Origin of the sequence: Natronospirillum operosum, assembly GCF_004768465.1 — a bacterium.
Taxonomy (GTDB): Bacteria; Pseudomonadota; Gammaproteobacteria; order Pseudomonadales; family Natronospirillaceae; genus Natronospirillum; species Natronospirillum operosum.
Window position 1 is genome coordinate 1,152,880 of the sequence record NZ_SRMF01000001.1, and the last position, 15,127, is coordinate 1,168,006.

Genomic DNA, 15,127 nt, shown 5'->3' on the forward strand with positions numbered 1-15,127 from the left:
CCGGAGGGAATACAGATGGCCACCATAATGATTGTTACCATGATCGGGCTGCTCCTGCTGGGCTTCCCGATGATGATCCCGCTGACCGTCGCCGCCATTATCGGCTTCTACATGACGTTCAACGGCTTTGGACAGATGGGCACCATGATTCAGCAGATGATGGGTGGTATCCGCCCCACTGCCCTGATCGCGGTCCCCATGTTTATTCTGGCCGCCGACATCATGACCCGAGGTCAGTCGGCACAGCGCCTGATCAATATGGTCATGGCCTTTATCGGCCATATCAAGGGCGGGCTGGCGGTCAGTACTGCCGCTTCCTGTACGCTGTTCGGTGCAGTTTCGGGTTCTACCCAGGCCACCGTGGTGGCCATTGGTTCACCCCTGCGCCCACGCATGCTGAAAGCAGGGTACAAGGATCCATTCTCACTGGCACTGATCATCAATGCCAGTGACATTGCCTTCCTGATTCCGCCCAGCATCGGCATGATCATCTACGGCGTCATTTCCGGCACCTCCATCCGCGAGTTGTTTATCGCCGGCATCGGACCGGGCATCCTGATCCTGTTCCTGTTCTCGCTGTACTGCATTGCCTATGCCTACATCAACAAGGTGCCGACGGAACCAAAGGCCACCTGGGGCGAACGCGGCCAGTCCATAGTCCAGGCCCTGTGGCCTCTGGGCTTCCCGGTATTGATTGTGGGCGGCATCTATGGCGGCATCTTCAGCCCCACAGAAGCTGCCGCAGCCTGCGTGCTCTACGCGCTGATTCTCGAGTTTGGTGTATTCCGGTCGTTGAACACACGGGACATCTACAAGATTGCCAAGTCCACCGGTCTGATCACGGCCGTGGTCTTCATTCTGGTCGCCGTGGGCACCGGTTTCTCCTGGATCATTTCCTTTGCCCGCATTCCGCAGACCATGCTGGAGGCGATAGGCATCATGGATATGGGGCCGAACGGTGTGCTGATTACCATTGCCATCGCCTTCTTTATTGCCTGCATGTTTGTGGACCCCATTGTGGTGATCCTGGTGCTGACGCCCATCTTTGCACCGGCCATTCAGGCCTCGGGTCTGGACCCGGTCCTGGTCGGTGTCATGATCACTCTGCAGGTGGCCATTGGCTCGGCCACGCCACCCTTCGGGTGTGATATATTCACCGCCATAGCCGTATTCAAGCGACCGTACTGGGAGGTCATCAAGGGCACACCGCCCTTTGTGTTCCTGTTGTTGTTGTCCGCAGGGCTATTGGTGGTGTTCCCGCAGATAGCGCTGTTCCTCCCTGAACTGGCGTTCAGATAGCACCGCTGATCGGGCAGGTTCGCCCTGCCCGGTCCTCCCTGCCCCACTGCCATACACACCCGAGGAGAGAGCGAGTCCATGAGTGCCAAGGCATTCGCCATTCTGATGACTCTGCTGGCTATCGCGCTGGGCTCCTGGTCCGGTTATCAATACAACCAGTCCGTTGCCCGTGCCGACACCCTGGATGAACTGCGCCAAGCCAACGCCGAGCTCACCACCGCCAACCGCCAACAGGAACGCGATCTGGACCGGCTGCGCGCGGAACGCGATCGTCTGGTAGCTCAGTTGGATGACCTGTCCGCAGAACAGTCTGATATCGCAGGTAGTCTGACCGCACTGGAACAGCAGGTGCTGGACCTGACCGCCGAACGTGATGAACTGGCAACTGAACTGGCAGACACCACCGGGCAACAGGAGACGCTGGATGGCGACCTGGCCAGTGTGCGGGCAGAACGTGATGAGTTGCTGGCTGAACGGGACGAATTGCACGTGGTACTGGACGAACGGGAGGCCGAGCTCGCTGCCCTGGACGCAGAGCTGGCCGAACGCGAATCGTCGCTGGAGCAGACTCAGGCCCGACTCAGTGGTCGGGAAGAAACCATGGAAGAACTCGAGTCCCGTCTGACACGGGAACAACAGGCACTGGATGACCTGCAATCACGTCTGAATCTGGCCGAGGAAGAGCGCCAGCAACTGGTGGACCAGCGACACAACGGGCAGACCCTGATCCAGCTACCGGAGCGGATTCTTTTCCCTACCGGGTCGGCGACATTGAACGAAGAGTCCGTGCAGGTATTGCGGGAGGTTGCAGTGGCTCTGGAAAGCTTTCCGGACTACACCCTGTCCGTGGTCGGTCACTCGGATACCCGCTCCATCAGCTCATCCCTGCAGGCCCAGTACCCCACCAACTGGGAGTTGAGCGCCGCCCGGGCCTCGGCAGCAGTCAGGGTGCTGGCGTCACTGGGTATCAGTGAACAACGCATGAAAGCCACTGGGGTTGCCGCCACTCAGCCGCTGGTAGAGGAAGTCGATGCCGCCAGCCGCCAGCAGAACCGGCGCATAGAAATCATTCTGGAGCCACCGTTGCCGGTGGAAACACTCTGAGTGGCACCAGCGAACGGTCGACAGCGCGCCCGGGAGGCAAACCTGTCGACCGTCATCTGTCTACGGCCAGTTACATATAGGCGTTTTCGGTAACGGAGTGGTCAGTGACATCACGAATGCCTTTCAACTCCGGCAAACGCTCCATCAGAGTCCGCTCCACACCCTGCTTGAGCGTGATGTCCACCGCACTGCAGCCCTGGCAACCGCCGCCGAACCGCAACACCGCGACATTGTCTTCCGTCAGTTCAGCCAGTGACACCTCGCCACCGTGCGCAGCCAGCCCGGGGTTGATCTCGGTCATCAGTACATAGTTGACCCGCTCCGGCAGAGGGCTGTCTTCATTGACCTTCGGCATCTTGGCGTTGGGCGCCTTGATCGTCAGCTGGCCGCCCATCTTGTCCTCCTGGAAATCCACTTCGGCTTCTTCCAGATAGGGCAGACTGTTCTGCTCCAGATACAACCGGATGTGCTCCAGTTCCACATATTGATCGGTTTCCGATTCCTCACCCGGGCGACAATAGGCCAGGCAGGTTTCGGCGTAGCGAGTACCGGGCTGGGTGACAAACATGCGCACGGCCATGCCGTCCACATTCTGCCGCTCCAGCAGGCCAGCCAGATACTTTTGTGCACTCTCGGACACGGCTACAACAGAGTTGATGTCATCAGTCATTTCGGGTCCCGGTCTCCACTCGAATGAGTTACTGTAAGCCGAGTATAACGAAAGCCGTGGCACAACTGAATACCCTAGTGTTTTACTAGGTTATTAATCACGACTGTCAGACGCCAGACTGGCAAATATTCGACACAGCTGATAACCTATATCAAAGTTTTTTGATATACTTCCGCTCGTTTGATTCCAACACCGATTGCAGGACCTCGTCAATGGCCGACCGCAGTACTCGAATTCAGCAACTTCATGATGCCGTACAGGAACGTATACTGATTCTGGATGGTGGCATGGGTTCGCTGATCCAGTCACACCAACTGGAAGACCGGGATTATCGCGGCGACCGCTTTGCCGACCTGCCGCAGAATCTGAAAGGCAACAATGACCTGCTGTCGCTGACCCGGCCCGACGTGATCACCGGCATTTACAACGCCTATCTGGATGCCGGCGCGGACATCATCGAGACCAACACCTTCAATGCCACCCGTATTTCCCAGGCTGACTACCAACTGGAAGAACTGGTCTACGAGATCAATCTGGAAAGCGCTCGCCTGGCCCGGGCAGCCGCTGACGCCAAGACCGCCGAAACACCGAACCGCCCGCGCTGGGTGACCGGAGTGGTCGGCCCCACCAGCCGCACCCTGTCGATCTCCCCGGATGTGAACAACCCGGCCTATCGCAATGTCACCTTCGAAGAACTGGTTGAAAACTATCAGGAAGCCACCCGGGCCCTGATCGAAGGCGGTGCGGACCTGATCCTGATCGAGACCATTTTCGATACATTGAATGCCAAGGCGGCCATCTTTGCCATTCATTCGGTGTTCGACGAGGTCGGTTTCGAGCTGCCGATCATGATCTCCGGTACCATTACCGATGCCTCCGGGCGCACCCTGTCCGGGCAGACCACCGAGGCCTTCTGGTACTCGGTGAAACATGCCCGACCCTTCTCGATTGGCCTGAACTGTGCCCTGGGCCCGGAAGAACTGCGCCCCTATGTCGAGGCACTGTCAGAGATCGCCGATACCCGGGTATCGGCGCACCCCAATGCCGGCCTGCCCAACGAATTCGGCGAGTATGACCTTGACGCCGAAGGCATGGTCAAGACCATCCGCGACTTCGCCGCCAGTGGCTTCGTCAATATCGTCGGCGGCTGCTGCGGTACCACCCCGGAACATATCCGGGTGATCAGCAACGCCATGCCGGACTACAAGCCGCGCCCGATACCGACCATCGAGCCGCGCCTGCGTCTCAGTGGGCTGGAGCCCTTCGTGGCCGAGGACAACATCGTCTTCATCAATGTCGGCGAGCGCACCAATGTCACCGGGTCCGCCCGCTTCAGGCGGCTGATCAAGGAAGACGCCCTGGACGAAGCGCTGGACGTAGCCCGTGAACAGGTCGACAACGGCGCCCAGGTGATCGACATCAACATGGACGAAGGCATGCTGGACTCGGCCGCCGCCATGGAGCAATTCCTGAAACTGATCGCCTCCGAGCCGGACATCAGCCGGGTGCCCATCATGCTCGACTCTTCCAAGTGGGAGATTCTCGAAGTCGGGCTGAAGAATGTGCAGGGCAAGGCCATCGTCAATTCCATCTCGCTGAAGGAAGGCGAAGCACCCTTTCTGCGTCAGGCCCGCCTGTGCCTGCGCTATGGTGCAGCGGTCGTGGTCATGGCCTTTGACGAAGACGGCCAGGCCGACACCCAGGCACGCAAGATCGAAATCTGCGCGCGCAGCTACAAGCTGCTGACCGAACTGGGCTTCCCGCCGGAAGACATCATCTTCGACCCCAATATCTTCGCCATTGCCACCGGCATCGACGAGCACAACAACTATGCGGTGGACTTTATCGAAGCCACCCGCTGGATTCGCAAGAACCTGCCGCATGCGTCAGTCAGCGGCGGCCTGTCCAATGTGTCCTTCTCCTTCCGCGGCAACAATGCGGTGCGCGAGGCCATTCACTCGGTGTTTCTGTATCACGCCATCAAGGCCGGCATGAACATGGGCATCGTCAACGCCGGCCAGTTGGTGGTGTATGACGACATTCCGGAAGCGCTGAAGAAGGCGGTGGAGGATGTGGTGCTGAACCGCACCCCCGAGGCCACCGAAAATCTGCTGGCGCTGGCCGAAAGCTACAAGGGCGACGGCCAGACCGCGCGCAAGGAAGACCTGGCCTGGCGTGAAGCACCGGTCAACAAGCGCATCGAGCATGCACTGGTGAAGGGCATCACCCAGTTCATCCTCGAGGATACCGAAGAAGCCCGCCAGCAGGCTGACCGCCCCATCGAGGTGATCGAAGGCCCGCTGATGGACGGCATGAATGTGGTTGGTGATCTGTTTGGTGCCGGCAAGATGTTCCTGCCCCAGGTGGTCAAATCTGCCCGCGTCATGAAGCAGGCGGTGGCGCACCTGATTCCCTATATCGAGGCCGAGAAGACCGAAGCCAGCAAGCCGAAAGGCAAGATCCTGATGGCCACGGTCAAGGGCGACGTGCACGACATCGGCAAGAACATTGTCGGCGTGGTGCTGCAGTGCAACAACTTCGAGGTGATCGACCTCGGCGTCATGGTGCCGGCAGAGAAGATCCTCAAGGTGGCCCACGACGAACAGGTCAACATCATCGGCCTCAGCGGTCTGATCACGCCGTCACTGGATGAAATGGTGCATGTGGCGCGCGAGATGCAGCGGCTGGATTTTCAGATTCCATTGCTGATCGGTGGTGCCACCACCTCCAAGGCGCATACGGCCGTGAAGATCGAGCCCCAGTATCACAATGACGCCACCATCTATGTGACCGATGCCTCGCGGGCGGTATCGGTGGCCGCGAAACTGCTCAGCGACACCCAGAAACCGGACTATATCGCCGAGATCAATGCCGAATACGACAAGGTGCGTGACCGCAACAAGAACCGCAAGGCGCGCGCCATGATCAGCTATGAACAGGCCATCGACAACGGCCTCGAGCTGGACTTTTCCGACTACACACCGCCCGAACCGCGTCGCCCGGGCAATCATGTGCTGGAGAACTACCCGCTGGAAAAGCTGGTCGACTACATTGACTGGACGCCCTTCTTCATGACCTGGGAACTGCACGGCAAATACCCGCGTATTCTTGATGACAAGGTCGTTGGTGAGGAGGCACGCAAGCTGTTTGCCGACGCCCAGGCCATGCTGAAGAAACTGATTGCGGAAAGGCGCCTCAAGGCCAACGCCGTGTTCGGCCTGTGGCCGGCCAACCGCACGGCGCCGGATACCATCACGGTCTATACCGACGAGTCGCGCACTCAGATAAAGAAAGAACTGTTCCATCTGCGCCAGCAGAGCCAGAAGCCCGAAGGCCGACCCAACCAGTCACTGGCTGATTACATCGCCCCGCCGGGCACACCGGACTATATCGGCGGTTTTGTGGTCACCAGTGGCCTGGGTGCCGAAGAGCTGGCTGCCGAATACGAGGCGCAGCATGACGACTACAACTCGATCATGGTCAAGGCACTGGCCGACCGTCTGGCCGAGGCCTTTGCGGAAAAACTGCATGAACTGGTGCGCAAGGACTACTGGGGCTATGCGGCAGATGAACAGCTCAGCAATGACGAGCTGATTCGCGAGCGCTACCAGGGCATTCGGCCGGCACCCGGCTACCCGGCCTGCCCCGATCACACGGAAAAGGCCACCCTGTTCGAGCTGCTGGAGGCGCCCGCCAGATCCGGGGTGTCACTGACCGACAGCTTTGCCATGACCCCGGCTGCCGCCGTCAGCGGCTTCTATTTCAGCCATCCGCAGGCCGACTACTTCGGCCTGGGCAAGATCCAGAAGGATCAGGTTGAAGACCTGGCCCGGCGCAAGGGTATGGACCTGCCCACGCTCGAGCGCTGGCTGTCGCCCGTGCTGGGGTATGAACCGGGTTGACTCCTCGGCCACACACGGGAGCCCCGGTTCGAATGCGTGAGCAAGGCTCACAGCCTACGGTACGGCGGCTCCTTTGTAGGCAGTGGCCCTTGGCCACGCATGGATGCCCCTGTTCGTCTGCAGCGGTGCTTCATTCTGAAAGGACACTGGCAGAACAAATCATCTGGCGGTACAGTACCGCCCTGCCCCGCCTATTGATTTGAGAGAGATAACATGGCCGAACAACCCGACAACACCCAACCTGAAAACAAGCGTGATAAAGGCGTGGTTTTGAGCACCATCAAGAGTGTGCTGGCCGCTTTTCTAGGGGTGCAGTCAAAGAAAAACTGGGAAAAGGATATGGAAACGCCTTCCCCATTGCGCTTCATATTCGGCGGCCTGGTTCTCGGCTTTCTGTTTTTTGCCACCATCTTTCTGGTGACCTGGATTATTTCCTCGTACATTGTTTGATTTGGAAGTTGTGAGTCGAAGGTTGGAAGTTGAAAGTCGAAAGTTGTGAGTCAAAAGTAGGCAGTGCACAGTCGACAGCTGGGTTTAGTCGACAGAAGACGGTAGACGGTAGACGGTAGACGGTAGACGGTAGAATCGTTCCAAACCACTGAAGGCTGTCAAACCTCCACTGTCTACTGTGTACTGTCATCTGTCGACTAGAGCCCCACTGTCGACTTTCAACTTTCTTCTTCCGACTCAAACAAAAAACCGCAGCCTTTCGGGCTGCGGTTTCAAGAGGTTTGCGTAAAGCTTGTCTGACTCGGATCAGGCGCCGGCCACCCAGTAGATTGCCGTTGCTGCCAGAATCACAATGATGGCGACCGCCGCAATGGCGTCGGCCTGTTCATCAGAAAAACGCGAAGGTTTTGCCATTTCAGTTACCTGCATAGAATGCACCCCAATAAGTTGCTGCGTATGATACTGTGCCGGCCTGCAACGTCAAGCACCGCAGGCTTGTAAGACCCAAATGATTGTCCGACAATGAGCACCTCAAGAGCCGCAAGCCACTCACGGTTTTTAATAACCAGATTCTATCTCAGTATAAGTATTTAATATTTTTTCGCATAAGCCCTCTCTGTTATTCTCGCTGCCTGACAAGCTCCTACCTCCCAATCCGGACAAGGTGTAATGTACGTTTACAACGATTATGACCAGCAGTTGGTCAATGACCGCGTCGAACAGTTCCGCGAACAGACGCAACGCTACCTGGCAGGCGAACTGGAAGAATCCGAGTTCCTGCCCCTGCGCCTGCAGAACGGCCTCTATGTGCAGCGTCATGCCCCCATGCTGCGCATTGCCATCCCCTACGGGATGCTGTCCTCTCTCCAGTTGCGCAAACTGGCCGACATCGCGGATGAATACGACCGCAGCTATGGCCACTTCAGCACCCGTCAGAATATCCAGCTGAACTGGCCTGAACTGGAGCGCGTGCCGGACATTCTGGCCGAGCTGGCCACGGTACAGATGCATGCCATCCAGACCAGCGGCAACTGCATTCGCAACACCACCACGGATCAGTTTGCCGGCGTGCTGGCCGACGAGATCGTGGACCCCCGTCCGTATTGTGAACTGATCCGCCAGTGGTCGACATTTCACCCGGAATTTGCCTTCCTGCCGCGCAAGTTCAAGATTGCGGTAAACAGCGCCGAGAGTACGGACCGGGCGGCCACCCGGGTGCATGACATTGGCGTGCAGATCATCCGCAACAACGCCGGCGAGCTGGGTTACCGAATCTATGCCGGCGGTGGCCTGGGCCGTACTCCGGTCATTGGCCAGGTAGTGTCCGAGTTCGTGCCCGAAAAGCATCTGCTGACCTATCTGGAAGCCATAGTACGCGTCTACAACCAGCACGGTCGCCGGGACAACAAGTTCAAGGCCCGTATCAAGATACTGGTACGCGCCATGGGTATCGAAAAGTTCCGCGAAAAGGTCGAAGCCGAATGGGCACACCTGAAGGACAACGACAGTACCCTGACCGGCAACGAGATCAAGCGCATGCAGGCGCATTTCTCGGAACCGGACTATGCGGACCTGCCCGCGACCGACCCGGCGGTGGAACAGCTCAAGGCCGACAGCAAGGGCTTTCGCAACTGGCTGGAACGCAATGCCACCGCGCACCGGGTGCCCGGCTATACCGCCATCACCCTGTCACTGAAAAAGACCGGCGTCGCACCGGGTGATATCACCTCGAAGCAGATGCGGGCGGCGGCTGATCTGGCCGAACGTTACAGCTTTGGCGAAACCAGAGTCAGCCATTTCCAGAATCTGATTCTGGCCGATGTGCGCGTGAGCGACCTGCCTGCCCTGTGGGAAGAGGCCAAGGCCAATGGATTTGCCACCCCGAACATCGGCACCCTGACCGACATCATCTGCTGCCCGGGTGGTGACTTCTGCAGCCTGGCCAACGCCAAGTCGATTCCGATTGCCGAGCAGATTCAGCGCCAGTTCGATGATCTGGACTATGTCTATGATCTGGGCAATCTGGACCTGAACATCTCCGGCTGCATGAATGCCTGTGGCCACCACCATGTGGGCAATATCGGCATTCTGGGCGTCGACAAGAAAGGTGCCGAGTTCTACCAGATTTCTCTGGGCGGTGACTCGGGTCTCGATGCCTCGCTGGGCAAGATTCTGGGGCCTTCCTTCAATGCCGAGGAAGTGCCGAGCGTGATCGAGAAGATCATCAATGTGTATGTCAAAGAGCGCACGGAAGAGGAAGAGTTCATCGATACCGTGCGCCGGATCGGCATTCAGCCGTTCAAGGAGCAAGTCTATGCCTGAGTTGATCGTCAATCGCGAAGTAGTGGCCGATACCTTCAGCTATCTGACCGTAGAAGATGCCGTGCCCGCGACCGGTGATGTGATCGTGCCACTGGCGGTCTGGCAGGATCAGGCCGACAGCCTGCTGGCACGCGGCGGCCGCACCGGCGTCTGGCTGGCCAGCGATCAACTGGCCGAGGATCTGGACGAGCGCGTTCACCAGGCCGATGTGGTGGCCATCGAGTTCCCGAAGTTTGTTGACGGGCGAGGCTTTTCCACCGCCTATCTGCTGCGCAATCGGTTGAATTATCAGGGTGAGCTGCGCGCCATCGGCGATATTCTGCTGGATCAGCTGTTCTACTTGCAGCGGGTCGGTTTCAATGCCTTCCTGCTGCCCGACGGCAAGCCGGCGGCCAAGGGGCTGGAGCTGCTCGAGCCCATCTCCGTGCGCTACCAGGCCTCCACCGACACCCCCAGTCCGCTGTTCCGGCAGTTGGAGAGCGCCTGAGAACCTTCCCCGCAGTCACCTCGGGGCCCCGTGCCACCTGAGTTTCCGGTGCTCAGTTGCCGTCGCCAGGCTCGGGCACATGCCCTGTGAGACACGCCAAAAACTCATACCAGGCCCGTCCCCGGGTCTGACCCTCCGGGCTCGCTTCGCTCATGCAAAAACGCTCCCGGCGTTTTTGTCCCTGACAGCTCGGTTGCGGCCGTCCCTGGCCGCAAACGGTCTCACAGGGCATGCACCCGGCAGGCGACTCCAACCCTGCCACCAGAACCCTTGTAGTGAGGGACGCAAGTCCCGACCGGGCCCGCAAGGCCCTATGGAGGGCGGCTGCGCCGCCCATCGAGACTCGCGTCGCTCGCTACAAATATCGATTTATGCCACATCATCATCGAGACTTGCGTCCCTTGCTACACGTGCCTCACTTGTATGTTAAACCCAGTCAATGATGAAGCGTTGAACCGGTTTCGGGGGGAGCCTGACGCCTCGCGGAGGATCCGGAGGATCAGCGGGCCACTTGTCTGAGCGCAGCGAGTTTGCGGCCCGCCCGACGGGGACCAGAGACAGCCGGAAACAAGGCACCACGGTTCGCGGTCTGTCGGGGCTGGCAGGACCTGTCGCCCCTATCGGCACTTGCGTGCCTCGCTACGCGATCCAGCCCAAACCAAGCGCCAGAGGTACGGCCGCCTACAGGGTCGGCTGCAGCCAGAGGCACTGGTAGGGGCTGAGTTCGAGGCGGCCGTCCTGTACCGGAGCCGGCTGATCGGTCAGCCTGTCGGTCAGCGTCTCGGCTGACAGCACGCCGGTCAGAAACGACTCTGAAACCGCCTGCGGGTACTCCGAAAAATTGGCCAGCACCAGCATCCGCTCACGCTCGGACTGGCGGACAAAACCGAACACATGCACATTGTCGGTCTCGACAATCTGTGTCTCACCCTCACCTCCCAGCAGATCAAACGCCCGTCGCTTCGCCAGCAGCGCCTGCAGACCATTGTAGACCCGACCGTGCGGCGTCTCCGGCTGCTTGCGCAAGGCCAGTTCCTGCGCCCCGATCCGCACCCGGTTCACCCAGCGGCTGTCATCCTGCTTGTCGACGTCCTGCTCATAGCTGTAGTCATTGAGCAAAGCCAGCTCATCCCCGATATAGAGCACCGGCATGCCGCCAATACTGAAGATGATGGCATGCAGCATCAGAATGCGCTGAATCGCAGCCTCGATGGCCTGCTCATCCTGCTCTTCAATGGCCTTTTCCAGCCCCGTCAGCGACGCCAGTTGACCGGCTACACGGCAGTCTCCGGTGTCCTGGTTTTCCTGAAAGGCCACGCCGCGGGCAAAGCTGCCCGGGAAGCGTCCGGTATAGAACTGATTGAGAAAATCCCGGTGATCATGTGGGTTGATGCCCAGTTCCCAGGCCACCTCGTCATCAAAGGTCCAGCCGACGTCATCATGACAGCGAATGTAGTTGACCCAGGCACAGTCCTGCGGAATGCGGAACCGGTGCTGCAGCGAACGGGTCATCAGCCGCACCTTGCGTGTGGCCAGGCTGTTCCACAGCATGGCCATCAGCAGCGGGTTGTAGGACAGCTGGCATTCATCACGGTCGATGTACCTGACCACCTCATCCGGGTGCACAATAGCCTCGGACTTGAACAGCACGCCGGGCGCGGCCATGCGGGTCGCGGCGTTGAAGGCCTGAATCAGCAGGTGCGCCTGGGGCAGGTTTTCACAGGAGGTGCCCTTCTCTTTCCACACAAAGGCCAGCGCATCGAAGCGCAGAATGTCGGCCCCGACGTTGGCCAGATACAGCAGCTCGCCCAGCATGGCGTTGAAGACGGCCGGATTGCGGTAGTTCAGATCCCACTGGAAGCTGTTGAAGGTGGTCCAGACCCAGCGCTGCATGTCCTCGCGCCAGGTAAAGCAGCCCTTGCGGATTTCCGGAAAGATCTCGCGCAGGGCATGACCGTACTCATCAGCTTCCGATTTGTGCTCGAAACAGAAGTAGTAATCCATATAGTCCGGGTCACCCTGTTGCGCCCGGCGCGCCCAGTCGTGTTCATCCGAGGTATGGTTGAACACGAAATCCAGCACCATGCAGATCCCCACCTTGCGCAATGCCGCAGCCAGATTCTTCAGGTCCTGCATGGTACCCAGTTTCGGGTCGACCTGCCGGTAATCAGACACCGCATAGCCACCGTCGCTGTTGGCCTCGGGCGCCTTGAACAGCGGCATCAGGTGCAGATAGGTCAGCCCCAGCTCCTGAAAATAGGGAATCCTTTCCTGCAGCTGTTTCAGATCCCCGGCAAACAGGTCCACATAGACGGCCGCACCGACCATGCTCTGATCCTGATACCAGGTCGGACTCTTCTGCCGTCGGGCATCCTGTCGCTTCAGTGTTGCGGTGCGGCTCTGCCAGGCCGAGAACACGGTCTGCAGAACCTGCTCCAGATGCCAGAAAAAGTCGTACTGATCCCCGTACAGTTCACGCAGCAGTGCAAACAGCCGTGGAAACTGCTCCTGCAGATGGGGTTCGAACCGCGACCACTCGGCGGCATCCTTTGCCCGGGCCTGCAGGCGCGGAGTCAGGCGTTCGAGTGTGCGCTGTACATCACGATCGGGAAACTGCAGTTCCGGCAACGTCATTCAGCCCTCTCCGGCTTGGTTCATACAACAAAATCAAGGGGTTGCAACGATCTGGGAAATTAACACGATGCCCGGAAAAAATCTTCTTAACCACATCTTAAGCCGTCAGGACTTGACCCGAAGGATAATACTGTATAAAAATACACTTACTGTATATAAAAACAGTGGAGCAACCACCATGACCGTACAGCAGCACAACTGGCAACCGGATCACACTGCCGCGCCGCACACCATGACCACAGACTTGGAACAGGTTCTCGAGCAGGGCCAGGTCTGGCGCGGCCGACACTGGCAGAGCCGGGACGACCAGGCTCTGAGTACCGGTCATCCCGCGCTGGATACACTGCTGGCGGAACAGGGCTGGCCGCAGAACGCGCTGACCGAAATACTGTATCAGCAGCACGGCATCGGCGAAATGCACCTGCTGGTGCCCACCCTGGCGGCGCTGAGCCGGCAGGAACGCTGGATCATGCTGATTGCACCCCCCTTTGTGCCCAATGCCGCCGCTCTGGAAGCCGCCGGTGTGGATACATCCCGCCTGCTGGTGGTCCAGCCCGGCTCGGTGCGGGATCTGCTGTGGACCATCGAAGAAAGTCTGCGCAGCGGCACCTGCAGCGCTGTTCTGGCCTGGCCGCAGCAACTGGATATACGCACGGTACGGCGTCTGCAGTTGGCCGCCGAAACCGGCTCCTCACTGGGCTTTCTGTTTCGCCCCGAACAACAGTCCGACGAGTCTTCCCCGGCCGCCCTGCGCCTGCATTTGAGTGCGGCCAGCCGGGGTCAGACCGAAGTCACGGTGCTCAAGCAGCGCGGAGGCTGGGGACATGCCCCGGCGCAGATGGACCTGGGGCTGGGCACGCAACTGCCTGCCACCGCTCCGGTCACCTCCGCAGTGGCCGACGTTATTCAGGGCCCCTGGGAGCCCAGATAACCGGTCGCTGCAGCGGCAATATCGGTACCCAACCGCCAGTACAGAGGCAATCCGAGACGACTGATGATCTGGTTGTATCTGCATTTCCCGGCGCTGCAGCCGGACCCGGACCACCCCGGTGAACAGCGGGGCCGCCTGCTTGAGCGGCTGGCTCTGCGCGCCTACCGCCGGGTTGCTCATGTGGCCCTGCAGCCGCCTGCCGGGCTGGTCCTGGAAGCCGGCAGCATGTGGCGGCTGGAGACGCCGGAACGGCTGCAGCAGAGCCTGTGTCACGACCTGCAGGCACTGGGGGTCAGCGTTCAGGCCAGTCGTGGGCAATCTCCCCTGGCGGCTCGCCTGCTGGCCGAAGCCGGCGGCCAGCCCCCCGATCTGACCGCTGAACAGCAGCAGGAACGGCTGGCTGCCCTGCCCCTGCAGGCCTGTGGGCTGGATGAAGCCAGCCGCATTGCCCTGGCGCGACTGGGGCTGCGCACCTGCGCCGACCTGCTGGCCCTGCCCACCGCCGCTCTGGGGAGGCGCTTCGGCACCGAGCTGCTGCACTGGCGCGAACGTCTGCTGGGTCGGAGCGCAGATCCGCAGGACTGGTTCACGCCGCCAGCCTTCTTTGATCAGCACCAGGAGCTCAACGAAGACATCGAACACCTGCAGGGGGTGCGGTTCCCGCTCGCACGGCTGTTGCAGGCGCTGGAAGACTATTGCCAGCAGACGCAGCAGGCCACGGATGAACTGGCCCTGCGGCTGCATCACCGCGAACGCCCGCCCACAGACCTGAGTCTGGGCAGTGCGGTACCGGAAACCCGGGCCAGTGCCTGGGAGGAACTGGCGCGGCTGCACCTGGAGCGCGTCACGCTGTATGCCCCGGTCACGGCCATCAGTCTGCGCTGTCGATGCCTGCAGCCGCGTACCGCCCAGTCGGCGGATCTGACCCGGAGCGCCGCAACCACCACCGATGAGCCACACCGTTTACTGGGTCGCCTGCAGGCACGCCTGGGGCGCCAGGCCCTTTATCGGTCGGCATTGCGGGCCGACTACCGGCCGGATCAGCGCAATGGCTGGGTCCCCGCCCATGGTCGTTCGATCAGGACCCGCGGCATGACAGCCCCTGATGACAGCACAGGACATCCACTGTGGCTGCTGGCTCAGCCACAGCCGGTGCAGCGCCAGCGCCTCCAGTTGCTGTCCGGTCCGGAGCGCATCCAGACCGGCTGGTGGGATCTGCGCGGCATCAAGCGGGATTACTATCGGGCCCGCCTGCTCGAGCACGGTCTGGCCTGGGTGTTCGAGCGCCCGGACGGACAGTGGTTTGTAGCCGGCTATTTCAGTTGAAC

Annotated in this window: 10 protein-coding genes; 8 read left to right on the forward strand and 2 right to left on the reverse strand. The window is 60.0% G+C overall.

Translation table 11 applies throughout. The annotated features are described in order from the left end of the window. Window positions 1-15: 15 nt before the first annotated feature. Both E4656_RS05395 and E4656_RS05400 read left to right on the forward strand, forming a co-directional pair. Entirely contained in the window at window positions 16-1,299 is a 1,284-nt protein-coding gene (locus E4656_RS05395) for a TRAP transporter large permease (protein ID WP_135481826.1), read from the forward strand. A gap of 78 nt (window positions 1,300-1,377) precedes the next feature. Then, window positions 1,378-2,403, forward strand: coding sequence for an OmpA/MotB family protein (locus E4656_RS05400; protein WP_135481828.1), 1,026 nt, complete (start codon window positions 1,378-1,380; stop codon window positions 2,401-2,403). Between the two features lie 70 nt (window positions 2,404-2,473). On the opposite strand, the gene nfuA is transcribed toward E4656_RS05400, so the two are convergent. Further along, entirely contained in the window at window positions 2,474-3,073 is a 600-nt protein-coding gene (gene nfuA / locus E4656_RS05405; RefSeq protein WP_135481829.1) for a Fe-S biogenesis protein NfuA, read from the reverse strand. Between the two features lie 212 nt (window positions 3,074-3,285). Between nfuA and metH the strand changes: the two genes are divergently transcribed. The 4 genes from metH (at window position 3,286) to E4656_RS05425 (ending at window position 10,234) form a co-directional block, all read left to right on the forward strand. Further along, window positions 3,286-6,975: a methionine synthase gene (gene metH, locus E4656_RS05410; protein WP_135481831.1), complete on the forward strand. Its 3,690-nt coding sequence runs from the start codon at window positions 3,286-3,288 to the stop codon at window positions 6,973-6,975. 213 nt (window positions 6,976-7,188) lie between these two features. Next, window positions 7,189-7,425 (forward strand): DUF2970 domain-containing protein, encoded by a 237-nt coding sequence (locus tag E4656_RS05415; protein WP_135481833.1) that lies wholly within the window; start codon window positions 7,189-7,191, stop codon window positions 7,423-7,425. Between the two features lie 669 nt (window positions 7,426-8,094). Then, a complete protein-coding gene (locus E4656_RS05420; protein ID WP_135481835.1) occupies window positions 8,095-9,747 on the forward strand; it encodes a nitrite/sulfite reductase in 1,653 nt (550 codons plus the stop codon). After that, complete coding sequence (locus E4656_RS05425; protein ID WP_135481836.1) at window positions 9,740-10,234, forward strand: DUF934 domain-containing protein; 495 nt, start codon at window positions 9,740-9,742, stop codon at window positions 10,232-10,234. The genes E4656_RS05420 and E4656_RS05425 overlap by 8 nt, the downstream gene beginning before the upstream one ends. 681 nt (window positions 10,235-10,915) lie before the next feature. Here E4656_RS05425 and E4656_RS05430 read toward each other — a convergent pair. Next, window positions 10,916-12,868, reverse strand: a complete 1,953-nt coding sequence (locus tag E4656_RS05430) for an alpha-amylase family glycosyl hydrolase (protein ID WP_135481838.1) — start codon at window positions 12,866-12,868, stop codon at window positions 10,916-10,918. A gap of 178 nt (window positions 12,869-13,046) precedes the next feature. Between E4656_RS05430 and imuA the strand changes: the two genes are divergently transcribed. Next, a complete protein-coding gene (gene imuA / locus E4656_RS05435) occupies window positions 13,047-13,799 on the forward strand; it encodes a translesion DNA synthesis-associated protein ImuA (RefSeq protein ID WP_205849100.1) in 753 nt (250 codons plus the stop codon). A 63-nt stretch (window positions 13,800-13,862) separates the two neighbouring features. Further along, window positions 13,863-15,125, forward strand: a complete 1,263-nt coding sequence (locus E4656_RS05440; RefSeq protein WP_135481840.1) for a Y-family DNA polymerase — start codon at window positions 13,863-13,865, stop codon at window positions 15,123-15,125. Window positions 15,126-15,127: the final 2 nt, after the last annotated feature.

Bases quoted from the DNA above. Each gene is read 5' to 3' on its own strand.
- E4656_RS05420 (WP_135481835.1), top strand. From the start codon at position 8,095: ATGTACGTTTACAACGATTATGACCAGCAGTTGGTCAATGACCGCGTC.
- E4656_RS05440 (WP_135481840.1), top strand. From the start codon at position 13,863: ATGATCTGGTTGTATCTGCATTTCCCGGCGCTGCAGCCGGACCCGGAC.
- E4656_RS05430 (WP_135481838.1), bottom strand. From the start codon at position 12,868: ATGACGTTGCCGGAACTGCAGTTTCCCGATCGTGATGTACAGCGCACA.
- E4656_RS05425 (WP_135481836.1), top strand. From the start codon at position 9,740: ATGCCTGAGTTGATCGTCAATCGCGAAGTAGTGGCCGATACCTTCAGC.
- imuA (WP_205849100.1), top strand. From the start codon at position 13,047: ATGACCGTACAGCAGCACAACTGGCAACCGGATCACACTGCCGCGCCG.
- nfuA (WP_135481829.1), bottom strand. From the start codon at position 3,073: ATGACTGATGACATCAACTCTGTTGTAGCCGTGTCCGAGAGTGCACAA.
- E4656_RS05415 (WP_135481833.1), top strand. From the start codon at position 7,189: ATGGCCGAACAACCCGACAACACCCAACCTGAAAACAAGCGTGATAAA.
- E4656_RS05400 (WP_135481828.1), top strand. From the start codon at position 1,378: ATGAGTGCCAAGGCATTCGCCATTCTGATGACTCTGCTGGCTATCGCG.
- metH (WP_135481831.1), top strand. From the start codon at position 3,286: ATGGCCGACCGCAGTACTCGAATTCAGCAACTTCATGATGCCGTACAG.
- E4656_RS05395 (WP_135481826.1), top strand. From the start codon at position 16: ATGGCCACCATAATGATTGTTACCATGATCGGGCTGCTCCTGCTGGGC.